At 67.7% G+C, this 13,504-nt stretch carries 11 protein-coding genes; 7 read left to right on the forward strand and 4 right to left on the reverse strand.

The annotated features are described in order from the left end of the window. Positions 1-453 precede the first annotated feature (453 nt). Positions 454-1,032 carry a vancomycin high temperature exclusion protein gene (locus HYG95_RS11265; RefSeq protein ID WP_181697934.1) on the forward strand — a complete coding sequence of 193 codons (579 nt, stop codon included), beginning with the start codon at positions 454-456 and terminating at the stop codon, positions 1,030-1,032. Positions 1,033-1,044: 12 nt separating this feature from the next. Here HYG95_RS11265 and HYG95_RS11270 read toward each other — a convergent pair whose 3' ends face one another. After that, a complete protein-coding gene (locus HYG95_RS11270) occupies positions 1,045-1,662 on the reverse strand; it encodes a hypothetical protein (protein WP_181697935.1) in 618 nt (205 codons plus the stop codon). 146 nt (positions 1,663-1,808) lie between these two features. Between HYG95_RS11270 and HYG95_RS11275 the strand changes: the two genes are divergently transcribed. Both HYG95_RS11275 and HYG95_RS11280 read left to right on the forward strand, forming a co-directional pair. Further along, on the forward strand, positions 1,809-2,063 hold the full coding sequence (locus HYG95_RS11275) for a hypothetical protein (protein ID WP_181697936.1): 255 nt from the start codon (positions 1,809-1,811) through the stop codon (positions 2,061-2,063). A 78-nt stretch (positions 2,064-2,141) separates the two neighbouring features. Then, the gene (locus tag HYG95_RS11280; RefSeq protein WP_181697937.1) at positions 2,142-5,486 is read left to right on the forward strand and encodes a DEAD/DEAH box helicase; all 3,345 of its coding nucleotides are present in this window, start codon (positions 2,142-2,144) and stop codon (positions 5,484-5,486) included. On the opposite strand, the gene HYG95_RS11285 is transcribed toward HYG95_RS11280, so the two are convergent. The 3 genes from HYG95_RS11285 to HYG95_RS11295 form a co-directional block, all read right to left on the reverse strand. Next, positions 5,468-6,523, reverse strand: coding sequence for a class I SAM-dependent methyltransferase (locus HYG95_RS11285; RefSeq protein ID WP_181697938.1), 1,056 nt, complete (start codon positions 6,521-6,523; stop codon positions 5,468-5,470). The genes HYG95_RS11280 and HYG95_RS11285 overlap by 19 nt on opposite strands. A 223-nt stretch (positions 6,524-6,746) precedes the next feature. Then, positions 6,747-7,196 carry a PTS glucose transporter subunit IIA gene (locus HYG95_RS11290; RefSeq protein ID WP_181697939.1) on the reverse strand — a complete coding sequence of 150 codons (450 nt, stop codon included), beginning with the start codon at positions 7,194-7,196 and terminating at the stop codon, positions 6,747-6,749. Then, complete coding sequence (locus tag HYG95_RS11295; RefSeq protein ID WP_067487390.1) at positions 7,193-7,423, reverse strand: glucose PTS transporter subunit EIIB; 231 nt, start codon at positions 7,421-7,423, stop codon at positions 7,193-7,195. The genes HYG95_RS11290 and HYG95_RS11295 overlap by 4 nt, the downstream gene beginning before the upstream one ends. A 174-nt stretch (positions 7,424-7,597) precedes the next feature. Here HYG95_RS11295 and HYG95_RS11300 point away from each other — a divergent pair, with 174 nt between their 5' ends. The 4 genes from HYG95_RS11300 (at position 7,598) to nagB (ending at position 13,503) form a co-directional block, all read left to right on the forward strand. Beyond that, positions 7,598-8,923 carry a PTS transporter subunit EIIC gene (locus HYG95_RS11300; RefSeq protein WP_181697940.1) on the forward strand — a complete coding sequence of 442 codons (1,326 nt, stop codon included), beginning with the start codon at positions 7,598-7,600 and terminating at the stop codon, positions 8,921-8,923. Positions 8,924-8,929: 6 nt separating this feature from the next. Then, positions 8,930-10,594 (forward strand): phosphoenolpyruvate--protein phosphotransferase, encoded by a 1,665-nt coding sequence (gene ptsP, locus HYG95_RS11305; protein WP_181697941.1) that lies wholly within the window; start codon positions 8,930-8,932, stop codon positions 10,592-10,594. 846 nt (positions 10,595-11,440) lie between these two features. Then, positions 11,441-12,724 carry an N-acetylglucosamine-6-phosphate deacetylase gene (locus HYG95_RS11310; RefSeq protein ID WP_181697942.1) on the forward strand — a complete coding sequence of 428 codons (1,284 nt, stop codon included), beginning with the start codon at positions 11,441-11,443 and terminating at the stop codon, positions 12,722-12,724. Next, complete coding sequence (nagB, locus tag HYG95_RS11315) at positions 12,724-13,503, forward strand: glucosamine-6-phosphate deaminase (RefSeq protein ID WP_181697943.1); 780 nt, start codon at positions 12,724-12,726, stop codon at positions 13,501-13,503. The genes HYG95_RS11310 and nagB overlap by 1 nt, the downstream gene beginning before the upstream one ends. The last annotated feature ends 1 nt before the right edge of the window (position 13,504 follow it).

The following is a 13,504-nucleotide window of genomic DNA, read 5'->3' on the forward strand; positions in this document are numbered from 1 at the left end:
AAGATTCGCTGTTGTTCAAAATGTCCAACCTCCCACGACCGGGGGGTACGCGAAGGCTGGAACCAATAAAAATATTGGCACTGACATTCATCGACACACTATTGAGTTCTCAAAGAACACACGCACAAACATCCACCCGGTGAAGGGTTTCAGTGAGGCAAGGGTTCGTACTGTAGCTCAGAGCGTCGACCGGACGCAAATCCGGAAGAACCCTGAACACATGATCGGTCAGGCGCTCATCGTCCTACCTCGTTTCCCAGTACCGTAGCGGCCCTGACGGACCAGCTCTTCGGCACCGGGTCGGTGTCCGTGTCGCTCTGACTGGAATAAAGTTACGTGGCTGGAATTCCGATGTCAAATTCCCTAGTCAGGCCGGGTTTCGAACCACAACAAAGGGAGGGTCGCGCGTTGAGCGAGGAACGTAGTGGAAGTCGGCGGCGGTTACGCCGCGTTATGAAGGCCGGCGCGGTGTTGGCCAGTGGCGTGGTGTTGGTGACGGTCTGTGCCAATGCGGCCATGTGGATGTTGTCGGCGGGGCATCGCAGTGATGTGGCCGGAGCGCCCACTGTTCCGGTTGTCATTGTTCCCGGTGCGCGGGTCGCGCCGGACGGGACGCCGATGGCGTACCTGCGGGGGCGCCTCGATGTGGCGATCGAATTGGTCGCGGCGGGGAAGGCGCGCGAGATCCTGCTGTCCGGGGATGCCGGCGGCACTTCCGGCGACGAGATCGCGTCGATGCGGCGTTATCTTCTCGAGCACGGAGTCGATCCGGGCATCGTGCGAGCGGATGGGGAGGGCCTGTCCACGCGGAAGACGTGTGAGCGGGCGCGGTCGATGTTCGGGGTGGAGCGCGCGATCATCGTCAGCCAGTACCAGCATCTGCCTCGGGCGGTCGCGCTGTGCCGGGCGGCGGATATCGACGCCGACGGGGTGGTCGCCTATTGCGAGTGCAGGCGGGCCACCGAGGTGCGCAACAACATCCGGGAGTGGTTGGCGGCGCCCAAGGCGGTCGTCGAGATGATCTTGCGCTGATCTGCCGAAGGGTTATCGGCGCAGGATTGCCGCGAGCCCGGCGCGAAGTCGATCCAGCAGCGTCGGAGGGTCGGGTGTTTCCGCAGGGATGTGCGGCTCGGGCGAGGTTTCATTCACCCGGCCGGCCCGCGGGTACACAGGCGCATAGGGAGGGCCCGCCAGGAGGTTTCGGCATCCTGTGCGGATCTCGTCCCACGTGATCGCGGCATCCAGGCCGTCCTCCAGGCTGATTTGCATGGTGTAGAAGTCCCAGGCGAGTTCCTCCAACTCCGGTGGTTCGGGCACGGGACGCATCGTCAGCTCGAACAGATCGGTGAAGATCAGGCGAAGGCACTCGTCGGCGTCTCCTTCGTCGGCCAGTAAGGCCGCGGCGTTGCGGTTCGCGCGCCTGAGCCGGACAGCTACCTCCCGTTCGCGCCAACCCCCGAGGTGAACGATCTCGAGTTCGGCGAGCGCAGTGCGGAACAGTTCCGGGGCGTCGCGGCAATCGGTTCGATGCAGGCAGGCGAGTTCGATCAGCGCCGGGGAATCGAACCCTCGGGCCACAGCCTCGGCGCCGATCATCGTCAGGAGCGACTCGTCCAGCGCGCCGACGGCGAACAGGTCTGCGGCGCGGTTCAACTCGTCCATGGGTTCAGCGTGCGGTTCCGGTGGTTCGGCCGTCAACGCAAAATATGGACCGGACTCGAGGTTTCTGTGGTGGGGCTTCGGTCAACCCTCTCGTCGGTCCGCGACCGGATGGGCCGATTCCGATCACCGCAATTCGAGGAGAGCTAGTGCGCATCGTCAAAGCTGTTGGGATCATGTTGGCCGTCGTGGCCGCGACGGCGGTGGGGGCCGGTTCGGCTGTCGCGGAACCGGAGGCCAAGGAGAACATCTACATCGATGTCAACGTCCTCGGCTGTTCGATCGGCGCCGGGCTCGGTGGTGACGTGCTGGTGGCGCTCACCGGTGGGGGCGGATCGAGTGCGATGGTGAATTCTTCGCTGGCGGCGCGGCTTCGGGCCGCCGGGTGCTTGCCGCGCCTGTAGGACCAGCGCCGATGGTCTCGTCGACGACGACGGGACCATCGGCCTACCGTGCCCGTGCACGCGCCATCACGTACCGTGGTGCGAGTTGTCAGCATGCTGGCCGACGGAATGGGGTGCATCGTGAACGGGTCCGAGCATGCCGCGCGGCTCGTGCGTTTCTGGCGGACCGTTGAACTGTTCGGTCCGCAACTGGTACCGGAGGTCGGCGTCTGCCGCGAAACCGGTGCGCTGGTGGTGGAACTCGGCGCCGACGAACCGGCACCGTGGGAAGATCTCACCGCGCTCCCGGCGCTGCAACCGGGCCGGGTATGGCAGTTCGTGGTGTTCGGCGGGCTGTTCGAAGTGGGGCGCGCGCGTGAATCGCTGGTGCGCGCCTTCGGGCGGGACGGGCTGGAGGCGGACGCGCGACAGTCCGGAACCACAGCCACTTTCGCGGTGACATTGAGCGACGACGGCATGGTCGTCGAGGGATCGGCGACGTTGTCGGGGCTGGCGTGGGCGATCAACCGGTTGCGCTCCCCCGGCCCCACCGATCCGGGTTGGGCCGACGGGTTCGAGCACGATTCCTCGGCATTCACCGCCGCGTTCGACCTGCTGACCACCGAGGTACCGAGCGTCGATCCGGAAGCCGACGATCCCGGCCCGCGCTGGCGCGCCTTGGATGTGGTCGGTCGTGGCGTCGGCGCCTCGCTGATCGCGGCGGGTGCGGACGGTGTCGTTTCGCCGGGGCTGGCGGGGATGTCGGCCGCCGCGTTCGTGCGTGGCGTCATGGCGAACGAGGAATCCGGTACGCCACTGGTGACCGGGCGGGCGTTGCAGACGTTCGCGGGGGATCTGTGTGGGGCACTCTCGATCCGGTCCGAATTACGCGCCGGTGGGGTGCGGGTGGCGTGTGTGCAGGTCGCGGCCAGGGATGCCGACAGCACGGCGGCCGAAGATCGGCTCAACAGCGGACTGGGCTCGGAGCTGCGTGCGCTCGCTGCGGCGGTGGAGCGTGGGGACGTCGGGGCGGCGCTGCGGGACTACCTCGCGGCGAGTGAAACCTTGCCCATAGATCAGCGGATCGACGTTCGTCAGCGACAGGACGTGATGGTCGAGGGGCTGCTGCCCCAGCGTGTTCCGGACGGGCGGTGGCCGGGTGATCCGCTCGTCGCGGGCCAGCAGTTCGCGGTAGACCAGGCGATGACCGAACTCCGTGACAGGGCAGGGATTTTCGCCGTGCACGGCGCGCCGGGCACCGGAACGACGACGATGCTGCGGGACCTGCTCGCGGCGATCGTGGTCGAAAGAGCCGAGCGGCTGGCCACTTTCGACGACCCGATGGATGTGTTCACCGGTGTCACCGAGCAGGTGCAGGTCGCCAAGAACTACACCGTCGGCGCGCACCGGCTCGCACCCGAGATGACCGGGTTCGAGGTGGTGCTCGCCACCGGCAGCGACCGGAGCGCCGCCGATGTGGTGGCCGAGATCCAGCACCGCGATGCCATCGACTCCGATGTGCGGATCAACCACTTCGGCGAGTTGGCCGAATTCGTCAGCGGCGAACCTGCGTGGGGGTTGATCGCCTCGGCTCTCGGCGGCGCGAGACGAACCTTCGGGGAGCAGTTCTGGTTCGGCGACCGGTTCGCCACCGAACGCAAGGCGCAGGCCGGTTCGGCGGGAATGCTCGATTTGCTCAAACAGGCTGAGGCGGATCCGGATTCGGTGCCCGACTGGCAGACCGCCGTGCGCGACTTCGAGAGCAGGCGCGAGCATGTTCGAACGCTCGCACAGCAGCGTCAGGACGTGGCCGACGCGGTCGCCGAGCTGCCTGCGATGAACGACGACTTGCTGTCATTGTCGGCGGAGATCGCCAATGCCGATGCGGCACACGCGCACTGGCGCGCGCAGCATCAGCAGGCAACCGAACTGCTGCGCGCGGCGCAGGCCACGCATCATCGGGTCAGCACGTTGCTCACCGAGCACGGCGGGCGTAAGCCAGGGTTCGCGGAGTCGTTGTCGACCGGGTTCCGGGCGGGGCGGCGGTGGAGTGCGCGCTCCAACGAGCTGTTGCGCGAACGCCACGACGCCGAGGCGGAGATGCGGCGCAGGCAAGGCGAGGTCGACCATGCGCGTGAGCAGTGGGCGCAGGCGGCCGAGCACGGGCGCACCCTCATCCGTGACCATGTCGCGTTGACCGAGCGGCGGGCACGGGCACTCGACATCATCGAAGCGGCGCGCGAGAACTGGTCGGAGACGATTCCTTTCGGTGATGTCGCGGCCGACGACGAGCAGTTCCAGCTGTGCAATCCGTGGGCCGACGAGCAGTACTCGACGGCTCGGCGCGAGCTCTTCCTCTCGGCGTTGCGGCTGCATCGGGCGCTGCTGCTGAACGCCGCGCCCCGGGTGCGCGACAACCTGATCGTGGCGATCGCGCTGATCCGTGACGAACTCGCGGTGACACCGAAGGCGGAAACCATCGCGGCCGCCTGGCAGACGCTGTTTCTCGCGGTGCCGATGCTCACGACGACGTTCGCCGCGCTGCCCAAGTTGTTCGCCGGGCTGGGGCGTGAGGCGCTCGGTTGGTTGTTCGTCGACGATGCCGGCCAGGCCGCACCGCAGGCAGTGGCGGGGGGTCTGTGGCGCGCGCGCCGGGCGGTGATCGTCGGTGATCATCGTCAGTTGGGACCTGTTGTGACGCTGCCGACTTCGGCGCAGGAGGCCCTGGTTCGCCAGTACGGGCTCGATGCGGAGTGGATGCCGGATCTGGCCTCGGCGCGGCAGGCGGCAGATCGTGGCGTGCGGTTCGGGACCTGGCTGACACCCGCTGATTACGACCGGCCGGTGTGGGTGGGAACGCCGTTGCGGGTGCATCGGCGCAGCGATCTGCCGATCTTCGAGCTGACCCACCGGATCGCCTACGACGACGACCTGCTCGTCTTCGGCACGCCCGAGCGGCCCGACTTCCCCGGACACGATCGGTGGATCGATGTGAGATCCGCACGCGCCGAAGGGAACTGGATTCCCGGTGAAGGTGAGGCGCTCGGTGCCTTGCTGACGGAGTTGCGGGAGGACGGGGTCGCGGACGACGACATCCGGGTGGTCAGCCCCTTTCGCGATGTCGCCGACGGTGCGCGGCGGGTCGCCCGCGAGGTGCTCGGGGACGAGTTCGCCGCCGCCCAGGTGGGCACGATCCATGGCATGCGTGGAAACTCGGCCGAGGTGGTTGTGCTGGTACTCGGCACCTCACCCGCCGCGGGCGGTTCGCGGCGCTGGGCCGCGGCCAACCCGAATGTGCTGAACGCGGCGGTGTCGCGGGCGCGGCGGCGGGTGTACGTGATCGGCAACTATCGACTGTGGAGCAGCCAGCGGTATTTCGACGTGCTCGCCCGGCATTGGCCTGCCGAGTCCGATCAGCTGGTCGCTCAGACCGTCAACCGGTAGAACCTCCAGAAGCCGAAATTCTCGATCGGCAGGATGTCGACGGTGGTGAAGCCCGCCTTGTGGGCGTACTCCCCCAGCTGCTCGGCGCGCATCACAGTTCCGGTGCCCGCCGAACCTGGGTGTGCCATGCCGTCCGGTAGGCAGATGAGCAGGCTGAAGCCGTACATGAGGCGGTCGACATCGCTTGCGGGAGAAGCGAAGTCCGGGTCGACGGCCTCGTCCATCACGATCATCACCCCGTTCGGACGCAGTGCACGGCGTGCGGCCGACAGCACCTCGACCGGGTACGGCATGTCGTGCACGCATTCGAAGGCGAAGACGGCGTCGTAGGTCGCTTCCGGGAGGTCGGCCGTGACGTCGGCATGGTGGAAATGGACGCGGTCGGCTAAGGCGGCGGCATTGGTGGTGGCCATGGCGATCGACGGCTGGTCGATGTCGTAGCCGTCGACCCGCAGGTCGGGGTAGGCGCGGGCCAAGGCGATCGAGGACCAACCGCCACCCGAGCCGATATCGGCGACTCGCGCACCGGGGGTAGACAGCAGGGCATGCATGTCGGGGACGGTGGCGAGGTCGGCGGCCAGGCGGTGTTCGAACCAGGGACGGTTCATGTCGGCTTGGGATTCACGCACGTCGGTGCCGTATTCGGACCAACCGACACCGCCGCCGTCGCGATAGGCGCGCACCAGGGCGGGCAGCTGGACCGCCGCGCCGGCAAGCATCCGGGCGAGCGGGGCGAGGTAATCCAGGCTGTTCGTATCGGTGAGCACCTCGGCCACGCTCGGCGGGAGGGCGAAGCGGCCGTCTGGTGTCACCGTGAGGATGCCCGTCGCCGCCTGCTGTTCGAGCCATTCCCGCGCGTATCGGCGATCGCCGCCGGCGCGGGCGGTGAGCTCGGCCGCGTCGGCTGGGCCCGAGGCCAGCGCCGAGTACCAGCCGAGCCGGTCGCCCAGATGGATGGCCAGGATGTCGACCGTGCCGAGCGCCGCTTCGAACAATCGCTGCGCGAACTGCTCACTGGTCTGCTCCACTGCGCTCACTTGGGTCCTCCTGATTCGAGGCGGGCTGGAACAGCCTGCTGAAAGAAGAACGGACAAGGAAACGTCGCGGTTCACCGCCCGCCCAACGATTCGATCTCACCGCGGTCGATTGCCGCCTGTTTGCGACAGATTGAGCGGAGTTCTGAGAGTCGGAGTCGTCAGGAGGCCTGAGCTCATTTCTCGGACCAGTCGCTTGCGCTGCTGTCGTCCCCGCTGCAGCCAACTAAGGCGTATCGAACAGGGGTGCACCGGGTTCCACGACTGTGTCGATCGTGTCGGGATTGATGGAGTTCTTCGGGGAATCCATTACGACGATCGGGCAGATGATCGGGTTGCCGGTGGCGGCGATCTCGGTGGGGTCGAAGGTGACGATGGGGGTGCCGGTCTCGACGGTTTCGCCTTCGGTGGCGTGGAGGGTGAAGCCTTCGCCTTTGAGTTTCACCGTGTCGATGCCGAGGTGGACCAGGACACCGACGCCGCCGCCGAAGACCACGAAGGCGTGGGGGTGGAGTTTGAGGAGCTTGCCGGTGATGGGGGCGGTGACGGTGAGGGGGCCTCGGGTGCGGTCGGGGTCGATGGCCACGCCGGAGCCGACCAGTTGATCGGCGAAGACCTGGTCGGGAACTTCCGACAGCGGGATGACGCGGCCGGCGAGTGGGGCGGTGACGTTCACAGAATGTCCCCGATGTCCTCGGCCAGGGTGTCGGCTTCGGGGCCGACGACGACCTGCACGACGGTGCCCGACTTGAGGACACCGTGGGCGCCTGCCGCCTTGAGCGCGGCCTCGTCGACCTTGGCGCCGTCGCGTACCTCGGTGCGCAAACGGGTGATGCACGCCTCGATCTCGACAATGTTCTCCGCGCCGCCCAGGCCCTGGACGATCGCTTCCGCTTTGGACATGTGTTCTCCCTTTCCGCGGTGGTAGCCGGTTCCAGTATGGGAGCCTCGGTTGTGCGCCACGTCATATTTCACGGTTGACATCCGACGGCCACCTGGTCAAACTGACAACTGGTTATGACCGGACAGTACCCGTCAGAGCCACTGGTTCACAACCGCTGGACGAAGAAGGTCGACATGACTGCCGTTACCGACAGCCCCAAGCAAGAATCCAAGACATTCGCGGGATTGCAGCGCCTGGGCCGCAGCCTGATGCTGCCCATCGCCGTGCTTCCCGCGGCGGGCATCCTGTTGCGTCTCGGCCAGGACGACCTACTCGGCCGCTTCTCCGCGCTGGAAAGCGCGGCGTCGGTGATCTCGGCGGCGGGCCAGGCGGTGTTCACCTGGTTGCCGCTGATCTTCGCCGTGGGCATCGCCATCGGCTGGGCCAAGAAGGCCGACGGGTCGACCGCACTGGCCGCCGTGGTCGGTTACATGGTGATCAACGGCGTGTTCGAGGCGATGTCGCCGATCGTGCTGGAAGGCAAGACCGACCCCAAGGGCGCGCAGGCTCTCATCAACTACGGCGTGCTCGGCGGCATCGTGATGGGTCTGCTCTCGGCGATCCTGTGGCAGCGGTTCTATCGCACGAAGCTGCCCGATTTCCTCGGGTTCTTCAACGGCAGACGACTGGTGCCCATCCTCACCGCCGTCACCGGTCTGGTGGTCGGTGTCGCGATGGCCTTCCTGTATCCGGCGTTCAACTCGGCGCTCACCTGGGTCGGTGAGGCGGTCGCGGACAATTCGGTAGTCGGTGGCGGTATCTACGGCGCGGCCAACCGGTTGCTGATTCCCACCGGACTGCACCACATTCTGAACTCCACGGTCTGGTTCCTCGTCGGCGATTACACCGATGCTTCCGGTCAGCTGGTGCGCGGCGATCTGAACCGCTTCTTCGCGGGTGACCCGAGCGCGGGCACCTTCATGACCGGCTTCTTCCCGATCATGATGTTCGCCCTGCCCGCCGCTGCCTTCGCCATCTGGCGCCATGCGCGGCCCTCGCAGAAGAAGCTGGTCGGCGGCATCATGCTCTCCACCGGGCTCACCGCGTTCGTCACCGGTATCACCGAGCCGCTCGAGTTCTCGTTCATGTTCGTGGCGTGGCCGCTGTACGTGGTGCACGCGATCCTGACCGGTACGTCGATGGCGCTGGTGAACGCGCTCGGCATCCACGACGGGTTCACCTTCTCGGCAGGCGCCATCGACTATCTGCTGAACTTCGGCAAGGCGACCGATGCGTGGCTGCTGATCCCGATCGGGCTCGGGTACGCGCTGGTGTACTACCTGCTGTTCAGCTTCGTGATCAAGAAGTGGAACCTGCGCACACCCGGCCGCGAGGCGGAGACCGATGAGGAGGTCTCCGGCGTGGCCGAGGCACAAGCCGAACCCGTAGCGGCGGACAGCGACGATACTCGAAACGATGGAACCGAGACGAAGCTGGACAAGAAGCCGGAAGGTGAGTGACGCCCGATGCCGGAACAGGTGATCCGTGGGCTCGGGGTCAGTCCCGGGGTGGTGTGTGCGCCGTGGCTGCGATTCGGTTCGCAGCTCGAGACCTCCGCGCAGGACCCGGTCGGCGGGCCACCCGACGAGGAACTGGCCCGGGTGAAGGCGGCGCTCGCGAGGGTGGCCGACGAAATGGCCGCCAGGGCGTCGCGCGTGGACGGTGTTGCGGCGGAGATCCTTTCGATGTCGGCGACGATGGCGCGTGACCCGGGCATCGTCGCCGCCGCCGAGAAGGAATTGAAAGCGGGAATGCCGACGGCGCACGCCGTGCATCTGGCGTTCGAGGGGTTCTGCGCCAAGCTCGAGGCGCTGGGCGGGTACATGGCCGAACGCGCGACCGATCTGCGCGATATCGGCGGGCGAACCATCGCGGTGCTGCTCGGTGAACCGATGCCGGGTATCCCCGAGCCGGGATTTCCGTTCGTGCTCGTCGCGCGCGATCTGGCGCCTGCCGACACGGCGATGCTCGGCGGCAGTGATGTGGTCGGCCTGCTCACCAGCGAAGGCGGGCCTACCAGTCACACCGCGATCCTGGCGAAATCGCTCGGCCTGCCCGCCGTAGTGAACTGCTCGCAGACCGACGCACTCGTCGACGGTGCACCGGTGCTGCTCGACGGCTCGACCGGTGAGGTGGTGATCGACCCGAGCCCTGAACGTCAGAAGGCGGCGGCAGAGCAAGCGGCCGCAGACAAGGCGCGGTTGGCGGCGGCCAGCGGGCCGGGGCGCACCGCCGACGGCACCCCGGTGCACCTGCTGGTCAATATCGGCACGGTCGACGACGCGGTGAAGGCGGCGCCGGTCGACAGCGAGGGTGTGGGCCTGTTCCGCACCGAATTCATGTACCTCGGCAAGGCCTCGGAGCCGACGCTGGACGAGCAGACCGCCTCTTACACAGCGGTTCTCGAACAGTTCGCGGGCCGCCGCGTGGTGGTGCGCACGCTCGACGCGGGCTCGGACAAACCGCTGCCGTTCCTCGATCTCGGGACCGAGGAGAATCCGGCGCTCGGCGTGCGTGGGTTGCGGATCGGGTCGGTGTTCCCGGAGACACTGGCCACCCAGCTCACCGCGCTGGCTCGTGCGGGTGAGGCGACCGGCGCCGATCTGTGGGTGATGGCGCCGATGGTCGCCACCGCCGACGAGGCCGCCGGATTCGCGGCGCTGGCAAGGGAATCCGGGGTGCGCAAAGTCGGGGCGATGATCGAGATTCCGGCGGCGGCATTGCGGGCGGCCGATCTGCTCGCGCACCTGGACTTCGTGAGCATCGGTACCAACGACCTCAGCCAGTACACCTGTGCGGCGGACCGGATGGCGGGCAGCCTCGCGCAGCTCCTCGATCCCTGGCAGCCCGCGGTGCTCGATTTGATCGCGATGGTCGGCGCGGCGGGAACGGCATCGGGCAAGTCCGTCGGTGTATGCGGTGAGGCGGCGTCGGATCCCCTGCTCGCCCCGGTGCTGGTCGGGCTCGGGGTGACGAGCCTGTCGATGTCGGTACCTGCCCTGCCCGCCGTCCGAGCCGCCTTGGCGGGGATCGACATTCAACGTTGTCAGGAAGCAGCCGACGCGGCGTGCGCTGCGCGTGGGCCACAGACGGCACGTGAGGTGGTCGCGGCGATCGTTGGACGGGTATGAGGTGGTGACGGCGGGGTCGAGCGGCTCGGTGGTCGCGGCGGCTGCGCGCGGCGTGCGACGTTCGGCCGCCGACAGCGTGGTGGCAACCGTCCCCCTGGCAGCGGGGATTTCCCTGATCGGGCCTCCAGTTGCGACCAAGTCACCGGCAGGGCCGCCGCCTCCGGGCGGGGCGGGCGGGCCACAGGCAGCAACGGTGCCACCGGTCGAACCTGCAGCGGCGGTAGCCGCCGGGCCATCAGTAGCAACGACTTCGCCCGGGCAACCGTTCGTAGGCGTGGCGGACATGCCACCAGTGGCAATGCTGTCACCGATCGGACCACCAACGGTCGCGGGACAACCGCCCGCGGTCATGGCGGGCACGCTCCCGGCAGCAACGGTGCCACCGGCCAGGCGGCCAGCGGCGGTTGTGGCAGCCGAACCAGTGGCAACTGCGTCACCGGCCGGGACGCCACCTTCGGTCGTGGCGACCATGTCCCCGGCAGTAACGATGCCATCGGCCGGGGCGCCGGCCGCGGTCGTGGCAGCCGAGCTTCCAGTAGCAAGGCTGTCCGCGATCGCGCAACCAGCGGTCGCGGGACACCCGCTCACGGTAGTGGCGGGCAAGTTCCCGGTAGTAACGGTGCAACCAGTCGAACCGTTGGCCGCGGCCCTGGCAGCCGAGCTTCCGGCAGCAAGGATTTCAGCGGTCGGGCCAGTGGCGGGGATGGTGGTCGGCGCATACCGGGCAGTGACGCTGCCAATGGTCGGGCCGCTGCCGGCGCGCTGGTCGATCATCGGCCCGCGGGGTGCGGCGGTTGTGGGCAGGCCGGTATCCGGCGGTATCGGGAGAGGGATAGGTGGGTCGGCATGACTGCCTTGCGGGGGTGTGTCGTCGGTGCGGGTGCGGGTGAAATTGCCGATGGTGTGGTCGAATTCGATGGGGCGACGATTACGTGGGTTGGTGAGGCAACGAGTTATCCACGCCCGCAGGAACTTCCAGAGGCTACAGATGACCTTGTGCTGCCCGGGTTGATCGACCTGCATTGCCACGGTGGGGCCGGGTTCGGGTTTCCCAATGCTGACGGGGCGGGCGCGCGGGTTGCGGCGGCGCATCATCGTGCGCACGGCACCACCGGGTTGCTCGGCAGCTTGGTGTCGGCGGCGCCGGAGGTGTTGGTCGAGCAGGCGGCGGTGCTGGCGGATCTGGTGGACGGCGGGGAACTGCTCGGGGTTCATCTCGAGGGGCCGTTCATCAATGCGGTGCGGTGTGGTGCGCAGGATCCGGCGGCCATCGTTGCCGGGGATCCGGTGCTGTTCGAGCGGATCTACCGGGCGTCGCGCGGGACCGTCCGGTCGATGACGCTGGCGCCGGAAACCGCGCACTTCGCCGAATTGCTCGCCGCGATGCGCGAATACGGTGTGCTGCCGAGCCTGGGGCATACCGATGCGGACGCGGCGACGACGTCGGCTCGGATCGCCGAGTGGGTCCACCCGCGCGGAACAACCGAGCCGGCATCCGCACGACGAAGCCCCGGTACGGCTCCGCGGCCCTCCGAAAGCTCCGGAGCGACCCGAACCGAAACCGGCGGGCCAGTGCGGGTCGGTGGCGAACCGATCACCGCCACCCACCTGTTCAACGGGATGCCCGAGTTGCATCATCGCAGGCCCGGACCGGCTGCCGCCTGCCTGGCCGCCGCCGGCCGCGGCGAGATGGTTGTCGAGCTGATCGCCGACGGTGTGCATCTGGCGCCCGAGACCGTCGCGATGGTGTTCGACACCGTCGGCGCCGACCAGATCGCCCTGGTGTCGGACGCGATGGCGGCCGCCGGGATGAGCGACGGTGATTACCGGCTCGGCGCCCTGGATGTGCAGGTGCGGCACGGGATCGCCCGGCTCGCCACCGAAGACGGTTCGCCGGGCGCTATCGCGGGCGGCACGGCGACACTGCTCGAGGTGGTGCGGTGGTCGGTCGAGCATGCGGGTATCCCCCTCGTCGATGCGGTCAGGGCTGCCACGCGCACGCCTGCGCGGGTGCTCGGACTCGAGGCCGAGCGCGGCACGTTGCGGGCGGGTGCACGGGCCGATGTGCTCGTGGTCGATCGGCAATGGCAGGTGCGGCGGGTGTTCGTCGCCGGAACGGAAGGAAGCTGATGGAAATCGTGATCCGCGCGGACGAACACGAAGTGGCCACCACGGTCGCCGATATCGTCGGCGGCTATGTGCGCCAGGGCAATGCGATCCTCGGCCTGGCCACCGGGTCGTCGCCGCTCGGCAGTTACCGGGAACTGGCGCGCCGCTACCGCGACGGCGATCTGGATTTCACCGCGGCCAGCGGATTTCTCCTCGACGAGTACGTCGGGCTGCCGAAAAGCCATCCGCAGTCGTATTTCTCGGTGATCCGGTCGGAATTCGTCGATCATGTGAACCTCGATCCTGCGCGTGTGTTGAGCCCGAACGGGGAGGCGGGCGACATCGCGGGCGAAGGCAGGCGTTATGACGCCGCGATCGCCGCCGCCGGCGGGGTGGACGTGCAGCTGCTCGGCATCGGCACCGACGGGCACATCGGTTTCAACGAGCCCGGTTCGTCGCTGACCTCACGGACCAGGGTGAAGACGCTCACCGAACAGACCCGCCGGGACAATGCCCGGTTCTTCGACGGCCCCGACGACGTCCCGCACCATGTCCTCACCCAGGGTCTCGGCACCATCTGCGAAGCCCGGCACTTGGTGATGATCGCCCTCGGCGCGGGGAAGGCCGATGCCATCGCGGCCGCCGCCGAGGGACCGCTGTCGGCATTCTGCCCGGCCTCGGTGATGCAGTGGCATCCGCATGTCACCGTGGTGATCGACGAAGCCGCCGCGAGCAAGCTGAAGCTGGCCGACTACTACAAATACGCCCTCGCGAACAAGCCTGTGTGGCAGTCGTTCTGAG

The organism is Nocardia sp. GTS18 (assembly GCF_013839555.1).
In the GTDB taxonomy this organism is placed as follows: Bacteria; Actinomycetota; Actinomycetes; order Mycobacteriales; family Mycobacteriaceae; genus Nocardia; species Nocardia rosealba.